Origin of the sequence: Microbacterium sp. MMO-56, from assembly GCF_037146215.1 — a bacterium.
In the GTDB taxonomy this organism is placed as follows: Bacteria; Actinomycetota; Actinomycetes; order Actinomycetales; family Microbacteriaceae; genus Microbacterium.
The window spans coordinates 1-25151 of record NZ_JBBCVW010000026.1 but is presented as its reverse complement, the minus strand read 5'-3'; the positions used below and the strand labels follow the sequence as shown (position 1 = coordinate 25151).

The 25151-nt window shown below is 71.3% G+C and carries 26 protein-coding genes and 2 riboswitches; of the genes, 15 read left to right on the top strand and 11 right to left on the bottom strand.

What is annotated here, in order from left to right:
- Nucleotides 1–259, bottom strand: a 259-nt coding sequence (locus tag WFI00_RS16985; protein ID WP_336642385.1) for a hypothetical protein, incomplete at its 3' end; no start/stop codon positions are given.
- A 61-nt stretch (nt 260–320) separates the two neighbouring features.
- On the opposite strand from WFI00_RS16985, the gene WFI00_RS16980 reads away from it, so the two are divergent.
- The 5 genes from WFI00_RS16980 to WFI00_RS16960 all read left to right on the top strand — a co-directional run bounded on the left by WFI00_RS16980 (nt 321) and on the right by WFI00_RS16960 (nt 3725).
- Nucleotides 321–2225 (top strand): hypothetical protein, encoded by a 1905-nt coding sequence (locus tag WFI00_RS16980; RefSeq protein WP_336632093.1) that lies wholly within the window; start codon nt 321–323, stop codon nt 2223–2225.
- Between the two features lie 61 nt (nt 2226–2286).
- On the top strand, nt 2287–2484 hold the full coding sequence (locus WFI00_RS16975; RefSeq protein ID WP_336632094.1) for a hypothetical protein: 198 nt from the start codon (nt 2287–2289) through the stop codon (nt 2482–2484).
- Entirely contained in the window at nt 2481–3095 is a 615-nt protein-coding gene (locus WFI00_RS16970) for a M23 family metallopeptidase (RefSeq protein WP_336632095.1), read from the top strand. The genes WFI00_RS16975 and WFI00_RS16970 overlap by 4 nt, the downstream gene beginning before the upstream one ends.
- A gap of 1 nt (nt 3096) precedes the next feature.
- On the top strand, nt 3097–3504 hold the full coding sequence (locus tag WFI00_RS16965) for a hypothetical protein (protein ID WP_336632096.1): 408 nt from the start codon (nt 3097–3099) through the stop codon (nt 3502–3504).
- Nucleotides 3501–3725 (top strand): holin, encoded by a 225-nt coding sequence (locus tag WFI00_RS16960; RefSeq protein ID WP_336632097.1) that lies wholly within the window; start codon nt 3501–3503, stop codon nt 3723–3725. Before WFI00_RS16965 ends, WFI00_RS16960 begins: the two co-directional genes overlap by 4 nt.
- A gap of 489 nt (nt 3726–4214) precedes the next feature.
- On the opposite strand, the gene WFI00_RS16955 is transcribed toward WFI00_RS16960, so the two are convergent.
- Nucleotides 4215–4460: a DUF732 domain-containing protein gene (locus WFI00_RS16955; RefSeq protein WP_336642384.1), complete on the bottom strand. Its 246-nt coding sequence runs from the start codon at nt 4458–4460 to the stop codon at nt 4215–4217.
- Between the two features lie 224 nt (nt 4461–4684).
- Between WFI00_RS16955 and ychF the strand changes: the two genes are divergently transcribed.
- The 4 genes from ychF (at nt 4685) to WFI00_RS16935 (ending at nt 6885) form a co-directional block, all read left to right on the top strand.
- Nucleotides 4685–5761, top strand: a complete 1077-nt coding sequence (gene ychF / locus WFI00_RS16950) for a redox-regulated ATPase YchF (protein ID WP_336632100.1) — start codon at nt 4685–4687, stop codon at nt 5759–5761.
- A gap of 145 nt (nt 5762–5906) precedes the next feature.
- Nucleotides 5907–6362, top strand: a complete 456-nt coding sequence (locus tag WFI00_RS16945; protein WP_336632101.1) for a VOC family protein — start codon at nt 5907–5909, stop codon at nt 6360–6362.
- Nucleotides 6363–6462: 100 nt separating this feature from the next.
- Entirely contained in the window at nt 6463–6672 is a 210-nt protein-coding gene (locus tag WFI00_RS16940; protein WP_336632102.1) for a hypothetical protein, read from the top strand.
- An 84-nt stretch (nt 6673–6756) separates the two neighbouring features.
- On the top strand, nt 6757–6885 hold the full coding sequence (locus WFI00_RS16935) for a hypothetical protein (RefSeq protein WP_336632103.1): 129 nt from the start codon (nt 6757–6759) through the stop codon (nt 6883–6885).
- A gap of 39 nt (nt 6886–6924) precedes the next feature.
- On the opposite strand, the gene WFI00_RS16930 is transcribed toward WFI00_RS16935, so the two are convergent.
- Together WFI00_RS16930 and WFI00_RS16925 are read right to left on the bottom strand one after the other, a co-directional pair.
- Nucleotides 6925–7476 (bottom strand): type 1 glutamine amidotransferase domain-containing protein, encoded by a 552-nt coding sequence (locus tag WFI00_RS16930; RefSeq protein ID WP_336632104.1) that lies wholly within the window; start codon nt 7474–7476, stop codon nt 6925–6927.
- 64 nt (nt 7477–7540) lie between these two features.
- Nucleotides 7541–9070, bottom strand: coding sequence for a DHA2 family efflux MFS transporter permease subunit (locus tag WFI00_RS16925; RefSeq protein ID WP_336632105.1), 1530 nt, complete (start codon nt 9068–9070; stop codon nt 7541–7543).
- Between the two features lie 149 nt (nt 9071–9219).
- Here WFI00_RS16925 and WFI00_RS16920 point away from each other — a divergent pair, with 149 nt between their 5' ends.
- Both WFI00_RS16920 and WFI00_RS16915 read left to right on the top strand, forming a co-directional pair.
- Nucleotides 9220–9867 (top strand): DUF1345 domain-containing protein, encoded by a 648-nt coding sequence (locus WFI00_RS16920; protein WP_336632106.1) that lies wholly within the window; start codon nt 9220–9222, stop codon nt 9865–9867.
- Nucleotides 9868–9914: 47 nt separating this feature from the next.
- Complete coding sequence (locus tag WFI00_RS16915; RefSeq protein WP_336632203.1) at nt 9915–11966, top strand: ABC transporter ATP-binding protein; 2052 nt, start codon at nt 9915–9917, stop codon at nt 11964–11966.
- A 10-nt stretch (nt 11967–11976) separates the two neighbouring features.
- On the opposite strand, the gene WFI00_RS16910 is transcribed toward WFI00_RS16915, so the two are convergent.
- The 7 genes from WFI00_RS16910 to WFI00_RS16880 form a co-directional block, all read right to left on the bottom strand.
- On the bottom strand, nt 11977–12159 hold the full coding sequence (locus WFI00_RS16910; RefSeq protein ID WP_336632107.1) for a hypothetical protein: 183 nt from the start codon (nt 12157–12159) through the stop codon (nt 11977–11979).
- Nucleotides 12160–12224: 65 nt separating this feature from the next.
- Complete coding sequence (locus tag WFI00_RS16905; RefSeq protein WP_336632108.1) at nt 12225–13211, bottom strand: glycosyltransferase family 2 protein; 987 nt, start codon at nt 13209–13211, stop codon at nt 12225–12227.
- Nucleotides 13208–14350 (bottom strand): cysteine desulfurase family protein, encoded by a 1143-nt coding sequence (locus WFI00_RS16900; RefSeq protein ID WP_336632109.1) that lies wholly within the window; start codon nt 14348–14350, stop codon nt 13208–13210. Before WFI00_RS16900 ends, WFI00_RS16905 begins: the two co-directional genes overlap by 4 nt.
- 4 nt (nt 14351–14354) lie before the next feature.
- Nucleotides 14355–15221 carry a carboxylating nicotinate-nucleotide diphosphorylase gene (gene nadC / locus WFI00_RS16895; protein WP_336632110.1) on the bottom strand — a complete coding sequence of 289 codons (867 nt, stop codon included), beginning with the start codon at nt 15219–15221 and terminating at the stop codon, nt 14355–14357.
- A complete protein-coding gene (gene nadB / locus WFI00_RS16890; RefSeq protein WP_336632111.1) occupies nt 15221–16867 on the bottom strand; it encodes an L-aspartate oxidase in 1647 nt (548 codons plus the stop codon). The genes nadC and nadB overlap by 1 nt, the downstream gene beginning before the upstream one ends.
- A complete protein-coding gene (nadA, locus tag WFI00_RS16885; protein ID WP_336632112.1) occupies nt 16864–18171 on the bottom strand; it encodes a quinolinate synthase NadA in 1308 nt (435 codons plus the stop codon). Before nadA ends, nadB begins: the two co-directional genes overlap by 4 nt.
- Nucleotides 18168–18905 (bottom strand): NUDIX hydrolase, encoded by a 738-nt coding sequence (locus tag WFI00_RS16880; protein ID WP_442928340.1) that lies wholly within the window; start codon nt 18903–18905, stop codon nt 18168–18170. The genes nadA and WFI00_RS16880 overlap by 4 nt, the downstream gene beginning before the upstream one ends.
- A 139-nt stretch (nt 18906–19044) precedes the next feature.
- Here WFI00_RS16880 and WFI00_RS16875 point away from each other — a divergent pair, with 139 nt between their 5' ends.
- The 4 genes from WFI00_RS16875 to gcvP all read left to right on the top strand — a co-directional run bounded on the left by WFI00_RS16875 (nt 19045) and on the right by gcvP (nt 24916).
- Nucleotides 19045–20229, top strand: a complete 1185-nt coding sequence (locus WFI00_RS16875) for a MarP family serine protease (RefSeq protein WP_336632114.1) — start codon at nt 19045–19047, stop codon at nt 20227–20229.
- Nucleotides 20230–20305: 76 nt separating this feature from the next.
- Nucleotides 20306–20409, top strand: a riboswitch (glycine riboswitch).
- Between the two features lies 1 nt (nt 20410).
- Nucleotides 20411–20520: riboswitch (glycine riboswitch) on the top strand.
- A gap of 51 nt (nt 20521–20571) precedes the next feature.
- Nucleotides 20572–21675 (top strand): glycine cleavage system aminomethyltransferase GcvT, encoded by a 1104-nt coding sequence (gcvT, locus tag WFI00_RS16870; RefSeq protein WP_336632115.1) that lies wholly within the window; start codon nt 20572–20574, stop codon nt 21673–21675.
- Nucleotides 21672–22052 (top strand): glycine cleavage system protein GcvH, encoded by a 381-nt coding sequence (gene gcvH / locus WFI00_RS16865; RefSeq protein ID WP_336632116.1) that lies wholly within the window; start codon nt 21672–21674, stop codon nt 22050–22052. The genes gcvT and gcvH overlap by 4 nt, the downstream gene beginning before the upstream one ends.
- A gap of 56 nt (nt 22053–22108) precedes the next feature.
- Nucleotides 22109–24916, top strand: coding sequence for an aminomethyl-transferring glycine dehydrogenase (gene gcvP / locus WFI00_RS16860; RefSeq protein ID WP_442928339.1), 2808 nt, complete (start codon nt 22109–22111; stop codon nt 24914–24916).
- The last annotated feature ends 235 nt before the right edge of the window (nt 24917–25151 follow it).

Below are 25151 nucleotides of genomic sequence, written 5' to 3'. Positions count from 1 at the left end.
TCGCGGCGAACGCGATCACGACGGCGAAGATCGCGGCCGGCGCGATCACCGCAGGGAAGATCGCGGCGAACAGCATCACGGCGACGGAGATCGCTGCGGGCACGATCACAGCTACGGAGATCGCGGCGAACGCGATCACCGCGGCGAAGATCGCGGCCGGGACGATCACGGCCGCCGAGATCGCGGCGAACGCGATCACGACGGCGAAGATCGCGACGAACGCGGTCACGGCGAACGAGCTCGCGGCGAACAGTGTCACTGCTACGCAGATCGTTGCGGGCACGATCACTGCGGCGTCGGGGATCCTCGCTGCGGCCTCGGTGGGCACGGCGCAGATCGCGAACGCGGCCATCACGGATGCGAAGATCGCCTCGCTCGACGCGGGCAAGATCAACGCCGGGACACTGGATGCCGGTCGCATCGCGGCTAACTCGATCAACGCCTCGAAGCTGACGATCGGGAACTTCACGAACCTCGTCGACGATCCGAAGTTCTCGACTCCGTTCGGGGATGTGTGGGCGCACGCCTCGGGATCCGGCGGGACCTTCGCCAGCACCTCCCAGGGCATGTCGTTGCGCCTCGCGGGTGCGGGCAAGTCCCGCGTGAACTGCCGCTCCCAGGTGACCGCGAACCCCGGCGAGAAGTTCAACATCGGCGGGCTCGTGCAGAACAACACCGACAACGCGGTGTACATCCGCATCTACTGGCGCACGACAGCGGGCGCTCACATCTCGGTCAGCACTCTCGAGATTCCCGCGTCGGTGAGCGGGTGGAACCAGTACGACCAGATCATCACGGCGCCGAGCAACGTCGATCTGGGCTGGGGTCTGTTCACGTTCATGACGCATCAGGACGCGACGAGCGGCAATGCGTGGCTCACCAATCCGGAGTTCAGTCAGGCGATCACGCCGGAGCTGCTCGTCGACGGCGCGGTGATCTCCCGGACCATCGCGACGGGAGCGGTCACGGCGAACGAGATCGCAGCGAACGCGGTCACGACGGCAAAGATCGCGACGAACGCGGTCACGGCGAACGAGATCGCAGCGCTCACGATCACTGCGAACAACATCGCGGCGAACGCCATCACCGCGGCCAAGATCGCCGCGCTCTCGATCGAGTCGGGCAAGATCGCGTCGAACGCGATCACGGCCGACAAGATCGACGCGGGCGCGATCACGGCGGTCAAGATCGCCGCGAACGCGATCGACGCGACGCGCCTGTCGGCGACGGCGATCACGTCGAAGCACACCATCACGGGTGCGACGCTGCAGACGACTGCGACGGCGAACCGTGGAGTGAAGATCGACTCGTCGGGGCTGAGCGCGTACAGCTCATCCGGCGCGCAGACGGTCAGCATCGACTCTGCAACGGGCGGCGTGACGATGGCGGGCACCTTCCGCAATCGGCCCTCGGGCCCTCGGGTGGAGATCAACAGCTCCGATACCCGCGGGAGGATCTGGTTCTACTCGGGCACGTCAGGTGCGACCCCGGCGAGCATCACGAGCGACCCTTCTGGCGAGGGGATGCTGCTGTGGTCGGGCAAGGCGTCCGGCGACAGCGGTGAGCCGGCGACGCTGCAGCTCTACGAGCGTGGCAACGGCGACATCCTGTGGCTGGGTCGGACGGACACGGCCGGTGTGCACTTCCGGGAGGACGGGTACTGGCGTGTCGGGCACGGCGGCGTCGGGAACTTCCAGCTACGGGCCAGCCCGTCGAGCAACGAGGTACTGCTCCGCAAGGACCCCGGACACTACGTCTGGTTGCGAAACGACGGATACACGCAGTTCAACGGTGTGGGCCTGTCGGTCAATGGCTCGCTGAGCGTCTCCGGATCGAAGAACTTCGCGATGGAGCACCCGACGAAGCCCGGCAAGCAGCTCACGCACGCGTCGACCGAGTCGCCGCATAACGGCGTCGAGTATTGGTCGGACGGGTTCGTAGAGATCCCCGATGAGGGCGTCACGACGATCACTCTTCCGGCCTACTTCGAGGCGCTGACCGCTGACGACCATCGCGCGATCACCGTGACTGCCGGGTCGCCGGACGCCGGTCTGTGGGTCGAGCCGATCACCAACGGCATGTTCGCGGTCCACGGCGCGCCCGGAGCGCTGTTCACCTGGCTCGTCAAGGCGCGCCGTGTCCAGGTCGTCGATGGCGTCGACGCGCTCGCGTTCGCCGTCGAGTCGACGATCCGAGTCCGAGAGCCGGAGCCGACCCTCGCATGAATCAACCGAGGGGGCGGGCGTATCCCGCCCCCTCGCCAATCGATCGAAAGGACGACCCATCGTGGATACCGTCACCATCGAACAGCTCACCATTCAGAAGCTCTCCGCCCGTGCCGCGGAAGACGCCGTCACCATCGCATCACTCAGCGCGAACTACGACATCCTCGCTCAGACCGTCAACGAGCTCAGCGCCCAGCTCGCCGCGGCCCGCGCGGAACTGCGGAGCATCGCAGAGGCCGAGGCGGAGGCGCACGGATGACCCGACGACCTCTCGATGAGCCGGTGCGGATCACCGGCGACCGGGCTTCGCACGCCGAGTACGGCGTCGGGCCGGCCAGCGACTACGGGTGCGGGATCGGCACTCCCGTGCTCGCCCCGTTCGCCGGGCGCGTGAGTACGTACGTCACCAGCGCCGGAGGCCTGGGCGTAGTCGTCGAAGGCGCCGACGCCACCTTCTACGGACAGCACCTCTGGGTGCGTCTCGGCTCCGGCTGGTACGAGGAGGGCGATCGCATCGCCCTGTCCGGCAACTCCGGCACGCAGACCACCGGCCCCCACCTCCACTCCTACGTGATCGTCCATGCCACGGGCGAGCGTCTCTCGATGGAGGAGTACCTGACCATCACGGCCGCAAGCCGTGCGACACCATTCAGCCCGCCCACTCCCAAGAAGGACACGGACATGAGGATCATTCACATCGCAGGAACCCCGCACTTCCACGCCGGTATCCCCGGCAAGGGCATGGTGCACATCGCCGACACGCGCGACCTCGATCTGCTGCAGCGTTACGACCGCGGCGATGTCGAGTTCAACGACGCCGAAAAGGACATCATCGGCGCCTACCTCCGCGGCGAGCAGCCGGCGATCTGAGGTGAACGCGCCTCCCTGGCTGGTCGAGCTGCTCGGCGGTATCTCCGTGTGGGATGCCGTCGTGTGGCTGGCGGGACTGGCCGCTCTGGCGTGGTTCGTGAAGCACCGGGGGTGGAGGGGTGTCGTCGCGTTCGCGCGCGGCATCATCAACTCCGCTGAGCTGCTCGCGGCCGTGCAGGGCTTGCCCGAGTACATCAAGCGTGCCGACGAGCGGCACGTGCGTCTCGAAACGAAGGTCGACGGGATCTACCACGAGACGCACAACAACGACGGGTCGTCCGTGAAGGACTCCGTCGACCGAATCGAGGGAGCCCTGAAGGTCGAGGTCATCCCGACCCTGGCGAAGCTCTCGCAGGCCGACGACGACCTGTGGGCGGCCATCGACGAAGCGCAAGGAGAAGACACGTGAGCAAGTACGCAGACAAGCAGTTCTGGATCGATACGGCGGATCGGGCAGTCGCGACGGTCGCGCAGTCCGCGGTCGCGACGCTGACGGCAGGCGTGACCGGCATTCTCGAGATCGACCTCGTGCAGGTCGCGTCGATCGCGGGCCTCGCGGGCGCCGTGTCTGTGCTGACGTCGATCGCCTTCCGTGGCGGTCAGGCGGAGCCCGCGCGCGACGCGTCGTAGTCAGCTGACCGCGACACGTCGAGCACGGTCGCCGCGGTCCATAGCAAGTCCCCCTCCTGGTCATCACGGCCAGGAGGGGGACTGCTCTGCGTTGTCGGAGCTTCGCGTGATGATGTGCGCATGGGCGACTGGCATCCGATCATGGCGACAGTGGAGGAAGAACCGGCCGTGTGGTCGATGCGGGACCAGATCGCCGAGTACGGTCGGATCGAGCTACGCCGCACGCCCGACGGGCTCCGGTACCGATCGGAGTTCCGGGGAACGCTAATCGGGTGGGCGACGTCGCTGCGGGTCGCGTGCTCGCACATTCACGAGGAGTACCTGCGCTCGCACGGCCCGGGGGAGTTCCGGGGGTATCCCGATCTATCGCGCTGAATGCGGCGCGCAGGACGCGTCGCCCGCGGCCGGCGCCGACGCGTCGGGCAGGACCTACACGACGCGTCGCGGTCGGAGCATGGAGACGTCGCGACCGCCGGCGAGTGCGACGCTTCAGCGGTCCCCGAGCGCGTCCAGCATCGGCATGTATTCGGGGCACAGCTCGGTCACCGCCGCGTAGACGACTTTCGCGCCGTGGCCGCTCGCGGTCGAGGCTCGTGCTGCGAGAGCGTCGAGGGTGGCTCCGAGATCGTCGCCGCGGTCCAGTGAATCGCACGTGAGAGTCACGGCGTCGTCGACGGCGTCGTTCGACAGCACGGCTTCGGAGACTCCAAGAGCGCGGATTGTCGAGGTCGCCATACCAATGCGGTTGAGCCGCCCCTGGTCGTCGAGCTCACTCCGCGGGACGCTATCGTCCAGCCATGCGGATGAGTCCGCGGTCTGCGTTGCGGTGGGGGCACTAGACGCAGACGCGGAGCATCCCGCCAAGCTTGCGGCGACGATCGTCACCGCGGCGAGAACTGTCGTGCGCTTCACCCGTCCGACGATACCGCCTGGCGGCAGGCCGGTAGGATCGATCCGCTATGGCTCATTTATCGATAGGCATCGTCGGTCTCCCCAACGTCGGCAAGTCGACGCTGTTCAACGCCCTCACCAAGAATCAGGTGCTCGCGGCGAACTATCCGTTCGCGACGATCGAGCCCAACATCGGTGTGGTGAACCTGCCCGACCCGCGACTCGAGAAGCTCGCCGAGGTCTTCGGTTCGGAGCGCATCCTGCCCGCCGCGGTGTCCTTCGTGGACATCGCCGGGATCGTCCGCGGGGCGAGCGAGGGCGAGGGTCTCGGAAACAAGTTTCTCGCGAACATCCGCGAGGCGGACGCGATCGCGCAGGTCGTCCGCGGCTTCGCCGACGGCGACGTCGTGCACGTGGACGGCAAGGTCGATCCGGCATCCGACATGGAGACCATCAACGCCGAGCTCCAGCTCGCCGACCTCGAGACTCTCGAGAAGGCGATCGCGCGCTATGAGAAGGAGGTGCGCGGCAAGAAGCTCGACCCGTCGGTGCTCGAGGCCGCTGTCGCCGCCCGTGACGCGCTGCAGCGCGGTGAGCTGCTCTCGGCCTCGGGACTCGATCTAGCGCCCATCAAGGAACTCGGCCTGCTCACGGCCAAGCCGTTCATCTTCGTCTTCAACGTCGACGAGTCGGTCCTGACGGATGCCGCACGCACGGCCGAGCTCGCGGCACTCGTCGCACCCGCGAAGGCGGTCTTCCTCGACGCGAAGATCGAGTCGGAGCTGATCGACCTCGACCCCGCCGACGCGGCGGAGCTGCTCGCCTCGACCGGGCAGGAGGAGTCGGGCCTCGACCAGCTGGCCCGCATCGGGTTCGACACGCTCGGGCTGCAGACCTACCTCACCGCCGGACCGAAGGAAGCCCGCGCGTGGACGATCGGCAAGGGCTGGAAGGCGCCCCAGGCGGCCGGAGTGATCCACACCGATTTCGAGAAGGGCTTCATCAAGGCGGAGGTCATCTCCTTCGGCGACCTCGTGGAGACCGGCTCGGTGACCGCGGCCCGCTCGGCCGGCAAGGCCCGGCTCGAGGGCAAGGACTACGTCATGCAGGACGGCGACGTCGTGGAGTTCCGCTTCAACGTGTGAGCGGTTCGGCCGTCGGCGGTTCATAACTCCTGAAGATTGCGCGTCGGGGTCACCCTCTTCTGCGAGGATCCGGGGCTGTCGCCGAATGTGCAGGAGTTGTGCGCAACCGCGCCCGTCCTCCGACGGGCGGGGCTAGCATCCGATCATGGCGATCAGATTCGAGAACGTCGGGATCGCGGTGCGCGATCTCGACGAGGCGATCTCCTTCTTCACCGATCTGGGGCTGACCCTGGTCGGACGCGACGAGGTGAGCGGGCCCTGGGCGGACACGGCCGTCGGCCTCGACGGCAATCGCGCGCGGATCGCCCTGCTCGCCGCTGCGGACGACAGCGGCCGGATCGAGCTGTTCGAGTACGTGCATCCGGACGCGATCGAGACCTCTCCCACCGTGCCGAACGAGATCGGGATGCACCGAGTGGCGTTCCAGGTGGACGATCTCGACGCCGCCCTCGCGACGGCGGCCAGACACGGCTGCCACCCGCTGCGCGGCGTCGCGACCTACCAGGACCTCTACCGCCTGACGTACGTGCGCGGCCCGAGCGGCATCCTCGTGATGCTGGCACAGGATCTGCGGGCGTGGCCGTCCGCCGGCGAGGAGTGACCCGGCCGGCACCGCGCCGTCGCGGCCCGCGTGTCAACCCCCTGCACGCCGTGGGGGCGGGCGCCTATCGTCGAGGACACGTCTCGTCGAGAGGATACGCATGTCGCGCTTCACGTTCTGGCTCACCCTCGCCGCGGTCGGCGGCGCCGCCTACGTGCTGGGAGCGCGCGCCGGTCGATCGCGCTATCGCGAGATCAGCGGCGCCGCCAAGCACCTGTGGAACGACCCGTCGCTGCGGAAGGCCCGCAAGCGCTCGCGCAAGGTCCTCGACAAAGCAGCGACGAAGGCGGCCAAGAAGCTCGGCGTCTGACCGAGGTTGGCGGCACGAGCGGGGCTCCCGCCACTGTCGACGGGATCTCGCCCCGGTGACCGGATCCGGTCGTATCATCGAGGGATGGCTACCGCGAACCTGCCCACGCCCGTCCCCGTGACCTCGTCCGAGGCGAAGGAGACCCTGGTCGTCCTGCCGACCTCGTCGAGCGACGCGCCGTCGTGCTGCGGCGGCAGCTGCAGCATCGTCTGAGACGTCGGCGACGCCGCCCGGCGACGGTCACCTGGTAGGTCAGGCCGCCGGATCGGGACGGGTCGCCGCGCCGAACTGATCGATGAGCGACGCCGTGAAGGCGGGCAGATCGTCGGGCGTCCTGCTGGTGACGAATCCGTCGTCGACGACGACCTCTTCATCGACCCACGTCGCACCCGCATTGCGCAGGTCGGTTCTCAGGCTCGGGTAGCTCGTCATCCGGCGACCGCGGACGACGTCGCCTTCGACGAGCAGCCAGGCGGCGTGACAGATCGCCCCGACGGGCTTCTCCTGCGCGAAGAACGCCGATGCGAAGGCGACCGACTGCTCGTCGAGCCGCAGGTCGTCGGCGTTCACGACCCCGCCCGGAAGGACGAGCGCATCGAACTCGGAGGCATCCGCCTCGCCGACGACCAGATCCACGGGCTGTCGGTGCCCGTGCTCGCCCTCGATCGTGCCGGTCGAGGGGGAGACGAGCACAGCCGTCGCACCCGCCGCCGTGACCGCGTCCCAGGGGGCGGTCAGTTCGCTGTCTTCGTAACCGTCCATCGCGAGGAACGCGACGCGTGTGCCGTTCAGTGTGTCTGCCATGCCTCGAGGCTACGGAGGCGCCTGCCGGCCCCGCGCGGGGATTGACAGGCGCCTCGGCGAGAGATCAGTGGACCGGCGGGGCGCCGTCGCCGGAGTCGTCCGGCTTGCGGATGAGGAACGCGCTGACCAGGAGGGGCGTGCCGATGATCGCCGCGAGCAGGAAGGCGGCGCGCGCGCCCGCGGCCCCCGCTGCGCTCTCGGCGACACCGCTCTGCGCGGCGGCGGCGGTGACCGAGGACATCACCGTGATGAGCAGGGCGATCCCGGCGGCCCCCGCGACCTGCTGGACCGTGGAGACCGTCGCGCTGCCGTAGGAGTAGTACTTCGGCTCGAGAGAGCCGAGCGACGCCGTGAACAGCGGCGTGAACGACATCGCGAGCCCGATCGACAGCACCGTCTGGGTGACGACGAGGATCCACACGGGCGTCGACTCCGTGAGCATCGTGAAGCCCCACAGGACGGCGAGCACCAGCAGGGTGCCCGGAATGAGCAGCACTCGGGTGCCACGGCGGTCGTAGATGCGTCCGATGACCGGGCCGAGCAGGCCCATCGCGAGCGCACCGGGAAGGACGACGAGCCCCGACTCGGTCGCGCTCATGTGGAGCGTGCCCTGCAGATAGAGCGGCAGCGCCGTGATGGTGCCGAAGAACGCGAGCGACATCACCGCGAAGTGGGCGACGGACAGCGAGAAGTTGCCGGAACGGAAGATGCGGAGGTCCAGCAGTGCGTCGTCGATCTTCTGCAGGATCAGCTGCCGCCAGATGAACAGGCCGAGCGCCACGACGCCGACCGTGAGCGACACGACGAGCGTCGTGGTGGCGAGCTCGGAGGTCGCGGCGTCCTCGGCGCCGCCGTGGCCGCCGATCTGACTCAGCCCGAACACGAGCCCACCGAAGCCGAGGGCCGACAGGACGACCGACAGCACGTCGAACGGGGCGTGCGTCCGCTCGCCGATGTTCGGGATCCAGCGCACGCCCACGGCCAGCGCGATCAGGGCGATCGGGAGCACGATCGCGAAGATCCACCGCCAGCTGAGGGTGTCCAGGACGACGCCCGCCATCGTCGGACCGATCGCGGGGGCGAGCGAGATGACGACGCTCACGCGCCCCATCATCCGGCCGCGGAGGTGGGGCGGCACGACGGTCATGAGGGTGGTCATCAGCAGCGGCATCATGATCGCCGTGCCGGATGCCTGCACGACGCGCCCGATGACGAGGACGGTGAACCCGGGAGCGAGCAGCGCGATGAGCGTGCCGGTGGAGAAGAGCCCCATCGCCGTCGCGAACATCGACCGCGTGGAGAAGCGGTTGAGGAGGAACCCGGTGGTCGGGATGACGACGGCCATCGTCAGCATGAACGCGGTCGTCAGCCACTGGGCGGCGACCGCCGTGATGCCCAGGTCGCCGATGAGGTGCGGGATGGCGACGCCCATCGTCGTCTCGTTGAGGATCGCGACGAACGCGGCGGCCAGCAGGAGCCAGATGACCCGGCTCTCCTTGGCGCCGATCCCCGAGGACGGGACGGCGGCCGGCGCATCGGCGACGGGAGAGGGCGGGACGACGGCCGGATCCGGTCGCCGGTCGAGGGCTGCCATACGAGACTCCTGGGGTCTTCGGGGTGCGGTGCACGGGAGGGCCCGCTCGAGCGGGTGGCGGAGGAGGGCGCGGAGGGCGCCGGGGAGAACCTCAACAGTAACCGCCGGGTCGGACACCGTATTCCGCCGCGGGGTGGGACGATCGCGCCATGGCATCCCCTCACCACTCCCGCGTCGCCGTTCGCGGACCTGTGTCGATCGCGGTCGGTCTCGTCGTCGGAGGGGCGGTCACGCCGCTCCTGGGATGGGGCGCCGGTCTCCTGGCCGGATGGTCCGCGCTCGCGATCGTGAACCTCGTGTGGCTGCTGGGCGCGCTCTGGAGGATGGATGCGGCGCAGACGCACGCGCACGCCACCAACGAGGATCCCGGCCGCACCCTCGCCCGCACGATCGCGCTGGCGGGAAGTCTCGCGAGTCTCGGCGCCGTCATCGCGGTCCTCGCCCATTCGGGCGACGATCCGGCCACGGCGCGCGTGGTCGCGGGGGTCGCGATCTTCGCCGTCGCCTCGTCGTGGGCGCTCATCCAGGTCGACTACATGCTGCGCTATGCGCACCGCTACTACGCGAGAGTCGACGCAGGCCGGGGCGGAGGGATCGACTTCAATCAGGAGGAGCCGCCGATGTACTCCGACTTCGGCTACTTCTCGGTCGGGCTCGGGATGAGCTACCAGGTCTCCGACACCAACATCCAGGCGAACGAGATCCGTCGCATCGTCGTGGCGCAGACCCTCCTGGCGTATCTGTTCGGCGCGGTGATCCTCGCCACGGTCATCAACCTGGTCGCGGGCCTCGGCTGACGGCCCGCCCCCGTGTCCGACGGCGGGACTAGAGTGACCTGATGAGCATGGGCGGTCACCCCGGCGGCGCCCCGCGGGGCGTGGCCTTCCGCGGCGTCGACGAGGCGGCGCAGCGACGCGCGAACGCGGACGCCCCGGAGATCGCCGACCTCGGGGCCCGCACCGTGGCGATGTTCCGCCCCTACCGCGGGCGCATCGTGGTCACGGGCATCCTGGTGGTCATGGGTGCCGCCATCGGCGTGCTCCCCCCGCTGCTCATCCAGCGGATCTTCGACGACGCCCTCTTCCCGGGCGGCGGGCCGGATCTCGGCCTGCTGTGGCGCCTGGTCGGCGCGATGATCGGACTGTTCCTCCTGTCGGCGGTGGTGGGGGTGGTGCAGACCTGGCTCACGGCCACCGTCGGCAACGCGGTCACGGGGGACCTCCGGGTGCGGCTGTTCGACCACCTCCAGGAGATGGAGCTCGGCTTCTTCACCCGCACGAAGACGGGCGTCATCCAGTCGCGGCTGCAGAACGACGTCGGCGGCGTCTCGGCGGTGCTCACGAACACGCTCACCAGCATCCTGGGCAACGCCGTCACGGTGGTCTCCGCGATCGTCGCGATGGTGCTGATCGACGCGCGACTGACGCTCATCGCGATCGTGCTCATGCCCTTCCTCGTCGTCGTGCAGCGGAAGGTCGGTCAGGTCCGGGCGCGCATCGCGGGCGAGACGCAGGAGTCGCTCAGCGAGCTGAGCGCCATCACGCAGGAGACCCTGTCGGTGTCGGGGATCCTGCTGTCCAAGGCGATGGGTCGTCAGCGCACCGAATCGGACCGATACCGCGAGGAGAACGCCAACCAGGTGCGCCTGCAGGTGCGTCGGGCGATGAGCGGCCAGGGCTTCTTCGCGGTGGTGCAGGTGCTGATGGCCTCCGTCCCCGCCGTCATCTACCTCGTGGCCGGATACCTCGTCACCGGCGGGGCCGGGGGAGCGGTCATCACGGCGGGCACGATCGTCGCCTTCACGACGGTCCAGGCGCGGCTGCTCCAGCCTCTCATGGGGCTGATGCGGGTCGCCCTCGACCTGCAGACGTCGCGGGCGCTGTTCGCGCGCATCTTCGAGTACCTCGACCTCGTCCCCGCCATCCGGGACGCCCCCGGCGCGATCGACGTCGCACAGGCGCCGGGGCCGCGGGGGAGGATCGAGTTCCGGGACGTGGTCTTCCGCTATCCGGATGCCGCCGCGGATGCCCGTCCGACGCTCGGCGGCGTGTCGTTCGTCGCGGAGCCGGGCCGTCACGTCGCGTTCGTCGGCCCCTCCGGAGCGGGCAAGACGACGATCCTGTACCTCGCCCCCCGCTTGTACGAGGCGTCCGGCGGCCGTGTCCTCTTCTCCGGTGCGGACGTGCGCGAGCTGCGCCAGGGGTCGGTCATCGACGAGGTGGGGATCGTCTCGCAGGAGACCTACCTGTTCCACGCGACCGTCCGGGAGAACCTGCGCTACGCCAAACCCGACGCGAGCGATGCGGAGATCGAGGCCGCGTGCGTCGCCGCGAACATCCACCACGTGATCGCCGGCTTCGAGCGGGGCTACGACACGGTGGTCGGCGAGCGCGGGTACCGCCTCTCCGGCGGGGAGAAGCAGCGGATCGCCATCGCCCGCGTGCTGCTGAAGGACCCGCCGGTGCTCCTGCTCGACGAGGCGACCTCCGCGTTGGACACGGTGTCCGAGCGCATCGTCCAGGAGGCCCTCGATGCGGCCGCCTCCGGGCGCACCACCCTGTCGATCGCGCATCGACTGTCGACCGTCGTCTCCGCCGACGTGATCCACGTCGTCGACGCGGGCCGGATCGTGGAGTCCGGCACGCACGCCGAACTGCTCGCGCTCGGCGGTCTGTACGCCGAGCTCGCCGCGCAGCAGATCGCCGCGGCCTCGATCGAGGGCATGGAGGCGGCGATCCCGGGGCGGGCGGATCTGCCCGAACGCCGCGCCGACCGCGCGCCCGAGGGCGCCGCGGGCAGCGACGCGGCGCGGCTTCTCACCGACCCGCCGGGAATCGAGGTACCCGGCGACCGGACCCGGTCGGGCGGCGATCCGTCGTGGGGTGGAACCGACTAGCGGAGGGCGTTCAGTCGGCCGATCCGATCGGGTCGGTCGGCTCGGGGGTGGGCTCGTTCTCCTCGACGACCGTCGGCGTCGGGTTGACGAGCTCTTCGGTGGGGATCTTCTTCAGTGCGTCGATCTCCTCGCGCAGCTCGACGAGGTCGGTGCCGTCGGGGGAGTCGGGAAGGTTCTCGGAGGTGCCGGACATGTGCCCACCCTAGCCGTGCGCGGCGGACTCCGCCCGGCGCCCGTCCGATCGGTGTCCGTCGCGCGTCACCAGAGGCCCGCGGCGGCGCGCAGGTCCGCCGCCGCGTCGTCGAGGACGATCCCGTCCAGGTCGGCGCGCGCGGTCAGCTCACGGACGAACGCACCGAGCAGGCGCCGGTACGCGGGGTCGGGGTGCGTCTGGGCGATGCGGACGAGGGGAGGGGTGTCCATGTCGAGGATCAGCCGGACGCGCGCCCGGGCCGCGTCCCGCAGTCCCGCCGCGTCGAGCACGGCGATGCCCCCGCGCAGCGCCTCCAGGTAGTCCGAGAGCACGGCGAGGGCGTCCTTGCGCTGCGTGATCGACGAGCCGTCGGCCCGCTCGCGCCAGTGGACGACGACGTCGGGGATCGTGTCGATGGCGCGTGCGTGCGTGTACAGGAGCTGGGTGACGATCTGGTCCTCGTAGAGCTTCCCCTCGGGGAAGCGCAGGGCGTGCCGGCGCCAGAGCTCGACCCGGCTGAGCTTCGACCAGGCGACGATGTTGCCCGAGACGTCCGGGTGCGAACCGAGCGTGGTCCCGGTGCGTGCGGGTGCGGTGGCTGCCCGCACCCAGGGCTGCACGGTGCCGGGGGCGTACCCGCCGCGCCCGTCGGGGCGCAGCCGCACGTACGCGCCGACGGCGATGTCGCTGCCGGATGTCGTGAGCGCGCCCACGAGGAGTTCGAGCGCCCGAGGGGTCATGACGTCGTCGGCGTCGAGGAACGCGACGAAGGGGGTGTCGACCTCGTCGAGCGCGGCGTTGCGGGCGGCACCGAGCCCCCGGGGCGCGTCGTGGCGGATCAGGCGGAAGCGCGGATCGGCCGCGGCGGCCGCGGCGAACACGTCCCCGGTCTCGTCGAGGGACGCGTCGTCGACGAGGATCGCGCGCCAGCGGACGAAACTCTGCGCACGCAGGGAGGCGACCGCGTCGGCGGCGAACTCTCCGACATCGCGCCCCGGCACGATCACGGTGACGAGGGGAGGCGGCGCGGTGGGATCCCGGTCGGTGCTCACGCGCCCGATCGTACCGCCGCGACCGCGTCGGCGACCGCCGCGGCGATCGGGGCGGGGTCGCCGGCGTACGTGTGGGCGAACGAGAAGCGCACCGCCGTCTGCGCGGTCGCGGGGTCGATCCCGCACGCGAGCAGGACGTGGGAGGGCTCGTCGCTGCCGGCGGCGCACGCCGATCCGCTCGACGAGATGACGCCGCGGCGTTCGAGCTCGAGCAGCACCGCCTCGCCGCTCGTCCCGGCGACGGTGAACGATGCGATCCCGGGCAGCCGCCGCACCGGATGCCCCGTGAGCCGTGCGGCCGGCACGAGCTCGAGGACCCGGCGCACGAACTCGTCCCGCACGGCGCCCACGCGCCGCGCCGCGTCATCGCGCTCCGCCTCGGCGAGCTCGAGGGCGACCGCGAGACCCACTGCCCCGGCGACGTTCTCCGTGCCGCTGCGCCGCCCCCGCTCCTGGCCCCCGCCGTGCAGGACGGGCTCGAGCGGCAGCCGCGCGCGCACCGCGAGCAGGCCGATGCCCTGGGGAGTGCCGACCTTGTGCCCCGCGAGCGCGAGCGCGTCGACACCGAGCCCGTGCAGGGGCAGCCAGCCCGCCGCCTGGACCGCGTCCAGATGCAGCGGCACGCGCGCGGCGGCAGTCACCCGGGCGAGCGCGTCCACGTCCTGCACGGTGCCGATCTCGTTGTTGGCGTACCCGATGCTCACGACCGCCGTGTCCGGCCGCAGCGCACCGGCGAGGTCGTCGGGCGACACGGATCCCGTGGCGTCGACAGGAAGCCGGGTCACGGCGTAGCCGTGGACACGCTCCAGATAGTCGCAGGAGGAGAGGATCGCCTCGTGCTCGATGGCCGTCGTGACGATGTGGACCGGCGCGCCGCGCCGCAGCGCCGCCCCGACCGCGAGGCCCTTGACCGCCAGGTTGTCCGCCTCGGTGCCCCCGGAGGTGAACACGACGTCGGCCGGGCGGACGCCGAGGACGGCCGCCGCGCGCCGGCGGGCGTCGGCGAGGGCCGAGGCCGCGGCCTCGCCCACCGTGTGGTGGCTGGACGCGTTGCCGAAGCGGTCGGTGAGCAGCGGGGCCATCGCCTCGAGGACCTCGGGACGTACCCGCGTGGTCGCCGCGTTGTCCAGGTAGAGCATCCGCTCAGTCCAGTCGCACGTCGAGACCGAGGTCGAGGGCGCGGGCCGAGTGCGTCAGCGCTCCGACGGAGATGACGTCGACCCCGGTCTCGGCGATCGCCGCGACGGTGCGCAGATCCACGCCGCCGGACGCCTCGACCGTGGCGCGACCGGCGATGCGCGCGACACCCTCGCGCAGATCGTCGAGACCGAAGTTGTCGAGCATGATCGTGCCGACCCCGCGCGGGCGGCCCGTGGCCGCGAGGACCTCGTCGAGCTGGTCGAGACGGTCGATCTCCACCTCGAGGTGGACCGTGTGCGGCAGGGCGTCCAGCGCCGCGCGCAGGGCCGCGGTGACAGAGCCGTGCCGGGCGGTGAGCACGGCGAGGTGGTTGTCCTTGGCCATCACCGCGTCGGACAGGCTGAACCGATGGTTGTGCCCGCCCCCGCTGCGCACGGCGTGGCGTTCGATGCGACGGAGGCCGGGAGTCGTCTTGCGCGTGTCGGCGATCCGCGCGGAGGTGTGTGCGACGGCGTCCACGTAGGCCGCGGTGAGCGTCGCGATCCCCGACATGCGCTGGACGAAGTTGAGCCCGATCCGCTCGGCCGTGAGGATGCCGCGCGCGGGTCCGTCGACGGTGGCCAGCACCGTGCCCGGGTCGAACCTCTCGCCGTCGGAGACGTGCCGGGTCACCGCGATGCGCGGGTCGGTCAGCGCGAACGCGGCGGCGAACACGTCGGCGCCGCTCAGGACGCCCGCCTCGCGCGCTCGCAGCTCCGCCGTCGCGACGGCGTCGGCCGGGATGAGCGTCTCGCTGGTCAGATCGCCCCACGGGGCGTCCTCGTCGAGGGCGGCGCGGACGACGGCATCGATCTGGCTGGGGGTGAGCATCAGGAGACGACCTCTACGAGACGGGCGGGACTGCCGGCGGCTTCCGTGGCGGGCACCTCGGACGGGCGGTCGCGGCGCGCGTGCGCGCCCACCGACTCGCGTCGCGCCGCCGCGGCGGCCACCAGGGCGGTGGCGACCTGCAGCAGGTTCTCGTCCTCGTAGGCCGCTTCGGTGGTGGGGGCGGGACGCGCGGCCGATCGCCAGGCGGCGAGGATGCCCGCGGCGTGGGCGAGCCCGGCGGCGTCGCGGACGAGTCCGGCATCCGCCCACAGCAGGTCCTGCAGCGCGGCGCGGGAGAACGGGGGAGCCGTGGGATCCGCGGACGCGGGCGGACCGGACGGGAGAGTGATCGTCGAGGAGACGGGCCAGCCGCCCGGGACGTCGGCGGCGACGGCGTCGCCCGCGCGTGCGCCGAACACGGCACCCTCCAGCAGCGAGTTCGAGGCGAGCCGGTTCGCGCCGTGCACTCCCGTGCGTGCGACCTCGCCGACGGCGTAGAGCCCCGGCACCGTGGTGCGGCCGTGGAGATCCGTCGTGACGCCGCCCATCAGATAATGCGCCGCAGGGGTGACCGGAATCGGTTCGCGATCCCATGCCCACCCCCGCGCTCGCACGGCGCGGTCGATGGTGGGGAACCGCCGCGCGAGGAACGCGGCCGTGCCCGAGGCGCCCTCGCCCGCGCCCAACATCGTCGCGTCGAGCAGTGCGGGGCGTCCGTCCTGGCCGGCCATGACCTCGGCGATCGCCCGGGCGACGACGTCGCGTGGTGCGAGCTCGGCATCGGGATGCACGTCGAGCATGAACCGGTGCCCCCGGTCGTCGCGCAGGACCGCGCCTTCGCCGCGCACCGCCTCCGAGACGAGGAACGGATCCGCCGTGGCATCCGTCGCGCCGGTGCGGCCGGGCAGCACCGTCGGATGGAACTGCACGAACTCGAGGTCCGCCACCGCGGCCCCCGCGCGCAGCGCCGCGGCGATGCCGTCGCCGGTCGCGACCGGAGGGTTGGTCGTGTGGGCGTAGAGCCGGCCCGCGCCGCCGGTGGCGAGGACGACCGCCTCCGCGCGGATGCGCTCGCGGCGGGGCGGGTGCAGGCCGGATGCCTCGTCCGCGATCAGGAGGTCGACGCCCGTCACGGCGCCCTCGGCGTCACGTACGAGATCGACGAGGAAAGCGTGCTCGACGACCCGGATCGCACCGGTCCGCACGCGCGCGACGAGCGCCTTCTCGATGGCGCTGCCGGTCGCGTCGCCACCTGCGTGCAGAACGCGCGGATAGGAGTGGGCGGCCTCGAGGCCCTTCACGAACGCGCCGTCCGCCGCACGGTCGAAGGCGACCCCGATGTCGATGAGCTCCCGGATGCGGGCGGGTCCCTCCTCGACCAGGACGCGCACCGCCGCCGGGTCGCAGAGCCCCGCGCCCGCGGCGAGCGTGTCCCGCTCGTGCGCCGCGGCGCTGTCGTCGTCGAACATGACGCCCGCGATGCCGCCCTGGGCGTAGCGCGTGTTGGCGTGCTCCAGGACGTCCTTGGTCACGAGGGTGACCGCGCACCCGGCGGCGTCGGCGTGCAGGGCCGCGACGAGGCCGGCGATCCCCGAACCGACGACGAGGACGCGGACGCGGCGCGTCGTGGTCGGTGCGTCGGTCACGGGCGCGCCGCCAGCATCCGTTCGAGGGCCAGCCGCGCCGGGTCGGCGACGTCGGCCGGCACCGTGATGCGGTTGACGACCTCGCCCGCCACGAGCGACTCCAGCGTCCACGCGAGGTAACCGGGGTGGATCCGGTACATGGTCGAGCACGGGCACACGACCGGGTCCAGGCAGAAGATCTCGTGCTGCGGATACTGCGCCGCGAGCCGCTGCACGAGGTTGATCTCGGTGCCGATCGCGAACGTCGTGGGCTCGGTCGCCGCGGCGATGGCCTTCCGGATGTAGTCGGTCGACCCGGACTCGTCGGCCGCGTCGACCACCGCCATCGGGCACTCGGGGTGGACGATGACGCGCACACCCGGGTGGTCGGCGCGCGCGCGATCGATCTGGTCGACCGTGAAGCGCCGGTGCACGGAGCAGAACCCGTGCCAGAGGATGACGCGGGCATCGTCGAGCTCGGCGTCGGTGGAGCCGCCCAGGGGCTTGCGCGGATTCCACATCGGCATCCGGTCGAGGGGGACGCCCATCGCCTTGGCGGTGTTGCGTCCGAGGTGCTGGTCGGGGAAGAACAGCACCCGGCGTCCGCGCGCGAACGCCCATTCCAGCACCGTGCGCGCGTTCGACGACGTGCACACGATGCCGCCGTGGCGGCCGACGAAGCCCTTGATCGCAGCCGAGGAGTTCATGTAGGTGACCGGGATCACCGGCACGAGCCCGTCGGCGTCGGTCTCGTCGAGCGGGCCGTAGACCTCGGCGAGCTGCTCCCAGCAGTCCTCCACCTCGTCGATCGAGGCCATGTCGGCCATCGAGCATCCCGCCGCGAGGTTGGGCAGGATGACGGCCTGCTCTGGCCGGGAGAGGAGATCGGCCGTCTCGGCCATGAAGTGCACGCCGCAGAAGACGATGGCCTCCGCGTCCGGATGCTCGAGTGCGGCGTTCGCGAGCTGGAACGAGTCGCCGACGTAGTCCGCGTGGGCGACGACCTCTTCGCGCTGGTAGAAGTGACCCAGGATCACGACGCGCTCGCCCAGAACGGACTTCGCCGCGGTGATCCGCGCGTGCAGCTCGAGCTCCGATGCCTCGCGGTACTCCGCGGGGAGCTCGCCCTGGCGCGGAGCCCCGGTCGGGATGACGTCGCCCATCGACGAGCCGGGTCCGTAGCCGGGACGGGTGTCGAAGGTCCACGGACCGGCGGCGAGCTCGGTGGTGCAGGTCTCGTTCGTCGACGCGCCCGACACGATCGCCTGGATGCCGTGGTCGACGCTCGGGTCCAGCGGACGCGGGTGCAGGGTGAGAGAGATCATGACGCAGCCTTCTGGGTCGGGTCGGCGGGTGTCGGGTCGGCGGGTGTCGGGTCGGGAAGCGGCCCCCGCTCGGCGAGCTCGACGTCCTGGTTGTAGCGGTACAGCCGCGCCGGGCGATGGCTGCCCGTGCGGAAGCGGTCGGTGGGGATGAGGGTCGCCGAGTTCTCGACCTGGCGGCGGAAGTTCGCCGGATCGAGATCGCGGGAGAGGATGGCTTCGTACACCTCGCGCAGCTCCGCGAGGGTGAACAGGTCGGGCAGGAGCCCGTGCGCGATCCGGCTGTAGCCGACCTTGTTGCGCAGGCGCCACAGGGCGTACTCGACGATGTGGTCGTGGTCGAACGCGAGGTCGGGCGGCTCGGTCGCATCGAACCAGGCGACGTTCTCGGCGTCCGGGGGCAGCTGAGCTCCTTCGCGCAGAAGCGCCCAGTAGACGATCGACACGACGCGGCCGGGGGAGCGCCCCACGTCGCCGAACGCGTAGAGCTGCTCGAGGTAGCTCGGGGAGAGCCCCGTGGTCTCGGCGAGCGTGCGGGATGCCGCCGTCTCGAGCTCCTCGGCGCGGTCGAGCCAGCCGCCCGGGAGAGCCCAGCGCCCTTCGTGCGGATCGCGGGTGCGGCGCACCAGGGGGAGGACGACCTTGGGCCGGTCGCCGGGGGCGTCCCGCCGCAGGCTGAAGATGACCGTCGAGACGGCGACACGGATGTCTGCGTCCGCGTGATCTGTTCGTGTCATCATGACCATAACTCCCGGTGCGATCTTAGAGTCATACCGACCCGAAGTGCAACTCGCGGGAGCCGTGCATCCCGCGACCCGGTCGCCTCGACCAGGGAGCGCACGGGAGCGGCTTGTACCGTGGTCCGCGGAGGTCATCGTGCTGCTCGTCGACATCATCGTCGTCATCGCCCTCGTGCTCGCTCTCGTCGCCGGGCTCGCGCGCGGCTTCTTCGCGAGTCTCGGGACGCTCGTCGGGATGGTGTGCGGCGCCGTTGCCGCGCTGTGGGGGCTTCCCCTCGCCGCGCCGTGGCTGTCCGACGTCCTGCCGGAGGGCGGATGGCGTGCCGCGGCTCTGGCCGCCGCGGCGCTCGGTCTCGTCGTGCTGGGGACGGCCGCGGGCGCAGCCGTCGGCCACGCCATCCGTCGCGGGGTCGACCGTGGCCGGGCGCGTCCCGTCGAGCGCTTCTTCGGGGGCGTGGTGAGTGTCGTCGCCACGGCGCTCGCCGTCCTCCTCGTGTCGTCGGGGATCGGCGTGGCGGGCATCCCGTACGTGTCCTCGGCGGTGGCTTCGTCCCGGGTCGTCGGCGCGCTCGATGCCCTCACTCCGGCGCCCGTCGACGATGCGCTCGCCGTCGCGCGCGGCGCCCTCCTCGGCGACGGCATCCCGCGGCTCGAGGCGGCGATCGGCGCCCCCGTTGCGCCCACAGACGCCCCCGTCACCCTGGACGACCCGGCGCTGCAGGCCGCCGCCGCGTCGGTCGCGCGCGTCAGCGGCACCGCCTACGCGTGCGGCGTGTCGATGACGGGGTCGGGCTTCGTCGCGGCGCCTGGACTCGTCGTCACGAACGCGCACGTCGTCGCGGGCGTGGACGCCCCCGTCGTCGAGCTTCCCGGGGGACGCGCGGGCGAGGGGCGGATCGTCCTGTTCGACCCCGTCGTGGATCTCGCCGTGATCGCCGTCGGCGCGCTCGGCGACGCCCCCCTTCCCATCGCCGACCCGGTGCCGGCGGGCACGCAGGCGGTCGTCCAGGGGTATCCCCACGGCGGACCGTTCACGAGCGGATCCGCCGCCGTCGTCTCGGTGGGATCGGTTCCGGTCCCCGACATCTACGACGGGCCCGCCGCACCCCGGGAGGTCTACGCGCTGGCGGCGGACGTGCGTCCCGGGAACTCGGGCGGCCCGCTGCTGAGCGCGCAGGGCGCCGTCATCGGAGTGGTCTTCGCCCGCGCTCTGGACGACGATGCGCGGGGCTACGCGATGACGACGAGCGAGCTGCGCCCGGCCCTGGCCGCCGTCACGGCGGACGCCCCGACGGTCTCCTCCGGGCCCTGCGCGCGCTGAGAGCGAGGGCCGGCGCTGCCACGGACGCGCGCGAGGGCGAGGCGCTATGCTGTCAGGGCAACTGAAGACAGGCCGCATGACGTGTGCGGGAGAGCCCCGGCATCCGCCTCCGGACTAACCGGGCACCGAAGGAGCAAGCCTCCCCGCCAATCTCTCAGGTCCGCGTACCGCTCGCGTCCGGCCGCTCTGGAAAGCGATCCCCGCCGTGTGGGGGATCCGCCGACGGTGAAAGCCCGCTGCTCGATCGACGAGCACGCCGGGCGAAGCTCTCAGGCCCATGACAGAGGGGGAGTTCACGCCAGCCGGATCCGGTTGGCGCCAGCCCGCGAATCGGGAGAACTCATGACCGACCTGCGCACCACCCCGCTCCACGATCGCCACGCGGCGCTCGGGGCATCCTTCACCGACTTCGGCGGATGGTCGATGCCCGTCCGCTACACGTCGGACCTCGCCGAGCACCACGCGGTGCGCACCGCGGCGGGGCTCTTCGACATCTCGCACATGGCCGAGTTCACCCTGTCCGGGACCGGCGCCGCATCCGTGCTCGACGACATGCTCGCCGGCCGCATCTCGACCATGCGGATCGGCAAGGCGAAGTACTCGCTCCTCCTCGACGAGCGCGGCGGTGTCGTCGACGACGTCATCGTCTACCGACGGGGCGAGGATGACTTCCTCGTCATCTCCAACGCGGGCAACCGAGCTCTCGTCGCCGCCGCGCTGGGTCGCTACCTCGGCGACGTCGAGATCGCGGACATCTCGGACGACGTGGCCCTCATCGCGGTGCAGGGCCCGCGAGCCCGCGAGATCGTCGAGGCGACCGAGGGCATCGCCGAGGTCGCGCCGGCGTTCGGCGAGCTCGGCTACTACGCCTGGTCGGCCGCGCTGTTCGAGGGCGCGCCGCTGTTCATCGCCCGCACCGGCTATACCGGCGAGGACGGGTTCGAGCTCATGGTCCCGAACGCCGCCGCCCCCGCGCTGTGGGACGCGCTGCTCGAGGCCGGCGAGCCGCTCGGGCTCGTCCCCGCGGGTCTCGCCGCGCGCGACACGCTCCGGCTCGAAGCCGGCATGCCGCTGCACGGCCACGAGCTGTCCACCGACGTCCTGCCCGCCCAGGCGGGGCTCGGCCGCGTCGTCGCCGCCGACAAGGCGGATTTCGTCGGCAAAGCCGCGCTCGAGGCGGCGCCGGCGGACCTGCCGGTGCTCGTCGGGCTCGTCGCCGAGGGCCGACGCGCCGGACGCGCGGGGTACGCCGTGCTCGATGCCGACGGCGTGGCGGTGGGTGAGATCACCAGCGGCGTGCTGAGCCCGACCCTCGGGCATCCCATCGCGATGGCGTTCGTCCCGCCCGCACTGTCCGCACCCGGAACCGACCTCTTCATCGACGTGCGCGGGACCCGCATCCCCGCGACCGTGACCGCCCTGCCTTTCTACCGGAGGACCGCATGACCGATCTGAACGCCCTCACCTACACCGCCGAGCACGAGTGGGTCGCCCTCGACGGCGACGTCGCGACGATCGGCATCACCGACTACGCCGCCGACAAGCTCGGCGACGTCGTCTACGTCGACCTGCCCGCCGTCGGCACGAGCGTGACCGCCGGGGAGGTGTGCGGTGAGATCGAGTCGACCAAGTCGGTCGGCGAGCTGTACGCGCCGCAGACCGGCGAGGTCGTCGCACTCAACGACGCGGTCGTGGACGACCCGGCCTCCGTCAACGCGGACGCCTTCGGCGCCTGGCTCGTGAAGATCCAGGTCGACCCCGCCGATGCCGAGGGCCTGCTCGACCGGGCCGCGTACGTGGCGCTCACGGGCGGCGAGGCGTGAGCTCCGCCGCGTTCGCCGATCGTCACATCGGAACGGATGCCCACGCGCAGGCGCTCATGCTGCGCGCGCTCGGCTACGAGAGCGTCGAGGCGCTCGTGGAGCGCGCCGTGCCGGCATCCATCCATGCCGCCCCCGTCGCGGACGGCGTCATCCCCCCGGCAGCCACCGAGGCCGAGACCCTCGCCGAGCTGCGCGAGCTCGCGTCGCAGAACCGCCCGGCGCGGTCGATGATCGGACTCGGCTACTACGACACGCTCACGCCGTCGGTGATCGCGCGCAACGTGTTCGAGAACCCGTCCTGGTACACCGCGTACACGCCGTATCAGCCCGAGATCTCGCAGGGGCGCCTCGAGGCGCTGATCAACTTCCAGACGATGGTCACCGACCTGACGGGTCTTGCGACGGCGAACGCGTCGATGCTCGACGAGTCGACCGCCGTCGTCGAAGGGATGCTCGTCGCCCGTCGCGGGTCGCGGTCGCGGTCGGACGTCTTCCTCGTCGATGCGAACGCCCTGCCGCAGACGAAGGCGCTGCTCGCCCACCGCGCGGCGGCTGTCGGCATCGAGATCGTCGAGGTCGCCATGGATGCGGGGGCCGACACCGGGCTCGAGGCGTTCGGCGCTCTCGTCCAGTACCCCGGGGCGGACGGCCACGTGTGGGACCCGTCGTCCGTGATCGCCTCCGTGCAGGCGCAGGGCGGGCTCGTGGTCGTCGCCGCCGACCTCCTCGCGCTCACGCTGCTGCGCTCTCCGGGGTCGCTCGGCGCCGACATCGCGGTCGGGACGACCCAGCGGTTCGGCGTGCCGATGGGCTTCGGCGGCCCGCACGCGGGCTATATGGCGGTGCGCGCCGGGCTCGAGCGACAGCTGCCCGGGCGCCTGGTCGGCGTGTCGGTGGATGCCTCCGGCGCCCCCGCCTACCGCCTGTCGCTTCAGACGCGGGAGCAGCACATCCGCCGGGAGAAGGCGACCTCGAACATCTGCACCGCGCAGGTGCTGCTGGCCGTCATGGCATCCATGTACGCCGTCTACCACGGGCCGCAGGGTCTGAGCCGCATCGCGGGAGACGTGGCGAGGAAGGCGCATCTGCTGCGCGACTGGATCGTCGAGGCCGGGGGAGAGGTCCTGCACGAGGACTTCTTCGACACGATCGTCGTGCGCACGCCCGGGCGCGCGGGCGAGGTCGTCGATCGCTCGCGGGAGCGCGGATTCCAGCTGTGGTTCCGCGACACCGACTCGGTCGGCATCTCGGTCGACGAGGCGACCACCGTGAGCGAGCTGCACGCCCTCTCACAGGTGTTCGGCGGACGCTCCGAGCGCGTCTTCACCTGGGCGGAGGGGACCGGGGCCGCGTCGGTGCCGGCGGTCCTGCAGCGCGAGGACGAGTTCCTCACACATCCCGTGTTCCACGCGCACCGGTCCGAGACCGCGATGATGCGCTATCTGAAGCAGCTCGCGGACCGCGACTACGCGCTCGATCGGGGCATGATCCCGCTCGGCTCGTGCACCATGAAGCTCAACGCCGCGACCGAGATGGCGGCCGTCTCGTGGCCGGAGTTCGCACGGGTGCATCCGTTCGCTCCCGCCGACGACGTCGCCGGGTACCTCGTGCTCATCGAGCAGCTGGAGTCCTGGCTCGCCGAGATCACCGGCTACGACGCGGTCTCGCTGCAGCCCAACGCCGGCTCGCAGGGCGAGCTCGCGGGGCTTCTCGCCATCCGCGGATACCACCATTCGCGCGGCGACCTGCAGCGCGACGTCTGCCTCATCCCGTCGTCGGCGCACGGCACCAACGCGGCGTCGGCCGTGCTGGCCGGGATGCGCGTGGTCGTCGTCGCGTGCGACGAGGCGGGCAACGTCGACCTCGGCGACCTGCGCGCGAAGATCGCCGCGCACGCCGAGACGCTCGCGGCGCTGATGATCACCTACCCCTCGACCCACGGCGTGTACGAGCAGGACGTCGTCGAGCTGTGCGCCGCGGTGCACGCGGCGGGCGGTCAGGTCTACGTCGACGGCGCGAACATGAACGCTCTCGTCGGGTTCGCGCGCTTCGGCGACCTCGGCGGCGACGTCTCGCATCTGAACCTGCACAAGACGTTCGCGATCCCGCACGGTGGCGGCGGACCGGGTGTCGGACCGGTCGCGGCCAAGGCCCACCTGGCCCCGTTCCTGCCGTCGCACCCGCTCGCGCAGCGCGCGGAGCACGCCGGGGGCTTCGTGTTCGACGGCGGACCGGTCTCTGCGGCGCCGTGCGGGTCGGCCTCCATCCTGCCCATCTCGTGGGCCTACATCCGGATGATGGGTGCCGCCGGGCTGCGCGAGGCGACGGGGGCTGCCGTGCTCGCCGCGAACTACGTCGCGACGCGCCTGCGCGACCACTATCCGGTGCTGTACGCCGGCGAGGGCGGGCTCGTCGCGCACGAGTGCATCCTCGACCTGCGTCCGCTGAAGGAGGAGACGGGCGTCACCGTCGACGACGTCGCCAAGCGGCTGATCGACTACGGCTTCCACGCCCCGACGATGTCCTTCCCGGTGGCGGGGACCCTCATGGTGGAGCCGACCGAGTCCGAGGACCTGGACGAGATCGAACGGTTCGTCGAGGCGATGATCGCCATCCGTGCGGAGGCGTCGCGCGTGCAGGCCGGCGAGTGGCCGGCATCCGACAACCCGCTCGTGAACGCGCCGCACACCGCCGCCGCCGCGGTCGCGTCGGAGTGGCCGCATCCCTACCCTCGCGAGCTCGCCGTGTATCCCGTGCACTCCCTGGTGCGCACGAAGTACTGGCCCCCCGTGCGCCGGATCGACAACGCCTACGGGGATCGCAACCTGGTCTGCGCCTGCCCGCCCGTGGAGGCCTTCGCCTGACCGCCGCGGCCCGCGGCGCGGGCGGGGCCGGGTCGTGGGTGGGTTCGGTTCGTGGGTGGGGTCGGTTCGCTTCTGGTCGGGCTCGGCGGGTTCGGGGTCGCTTCTGGTCGGGCTGAGCCGGTTCGGGGTCGCTTCTGGTCGGGCTGAGCCGGTTCGGGGTCGCTTCTGGTCGGGCTGAGCCGGTTCGGGGTCGCTTCTGGTCGGGCTGAGCCGGTTCGGGGTCGCTTCTGGTCGG

Excerpts from the sequence above, each read along its gene's own strand:
- WFI00_RS16970 (WP_336632095.1), top strand. The coding sequence starts at position 2,481 with ATGACCCGACGACCTCTCGATGAGCCGGTGCGGATCACCGGCGACCGG.
- WFI00_RS16955 (WP_336642384.1), bottom strand. The coding sequence starts at position 4,460 with ATGGCGACCTCGACAATCCGCGCTCTTGGAGTCTCCGAAGCCGTGCTG.
- ychF (WP_336632100.1), top strand. The coding sequence starts at position 4,685 with ATGGCTCATTTATCGATAGGCATCGTCGGTCTCCCCAACGTCGGCAAG.
- WFI00_RS16945 (WP_336632101.1), top strand. The coding sequence starts at position 5,907 with ATGGCGATCAGATTCGAGAACGTCGGGATCGCGGTGCGCGATCTCGAC.
- WFI00_RS16940 (WP_336632102.1), top strand. The coding sequence starts at position 6,463 with ATGTCGCGCTTCACGTTCTGGCTCACCCTCGCCGCGGTCGGCGGCGCC.
- WFI00_RS16935 (WP_336632103.1), top strand. The coding sequence starts at position 6,757 with ATGGCTACCGCGAACCTGCCCACGCCCGTCCCCGTGACCTCGTCCGAG.
- WFI00_RS16930 (WP_336632104.1), bottom strand. The coding sequence starts at position 7,476 with ATGGCAGACACACTGAACGGCACACGCGTCGCGTTCCTCGCGATGGAC.
- WFI00_RS16925 (WP_336632105.1), bottom strand. The coding sequence starts at position 9,070 with ATGGCAGCCCTCGACCGGCGACCGGATCCGGCCGTCGTCCCGCCCTCT.
- WFI00_RS16920 (WP_336632106.1), top strand. The coding sequence starts at position 9,220 with ATGGCATCCCCTCACCACTCCCGCGTCGCCGTTCGCGGACCTGTGTCG.
- WFI00_RS16915 (WP_336632203.1), top strand. The coding sequence starts at position 9,915 with ATGGGCGGTCACCCCGGCGGCGCCCCGCGGGGCGTGGCCTTCCGCGGC.
- WFI00_RS16910 (WP_336632107.1), bottom strand. The coding sequence starts at position 12,159 with ATGTCCGGCACCTCCGAGAACCTTCCCGACTCCCCCGACGGCACCGAC.
- WFI00_RS16900 (WP_336632109.1), bottom strand. The coding sequence starts at position 14,350 with ATGCTCTACCTGGACAACGCGGCGACCACGCGGGTACGTCCCGAGGTC.
- nadC (WP_336632110.1), bottom strand. The coding sequence starts at position 15,221 with ATGCTCACCCCCAGCCAGATCGATGCCGTCGTCCGCGCCGCCCTCGAC.
- nadA (WP_336632112.1), bottom strand. The coding sequence starts at position 18,171 with ATGATCTCTCTCACCCTGCACCCGCGTCCGCTGGACCCGAGCGTCGAC.
- WFI00_RS16880 (WP_442928340.1), bottom strand. The coding sequence starts at position 18,905 with ATGACACGAACAGATCACGCGGACGCAGACATCCGTGTCGCCGTCTCG.
- gcvT (WP_336632115.1), top strand. The coding sequence starts at position 20,572 with ATGACCGACCTGCGCACCACCCCGCTCCACGATCGCCACGCGGCGCTC.
- gcvH (WP_336632116.1), top strand. The coding sequence starts at position 21,672 with ATGACCGATCTGAACGCCCTCACCTACACCGCCGAGCACGAGTGGGTC.
- gcvP (WP_442928339.1), top strand. The coding sequence starts at position 22,109 with ATGCTGCGCGCGCTCGGCTACGAGAGCGTCGAGGCGCTCGTGGAGCGC.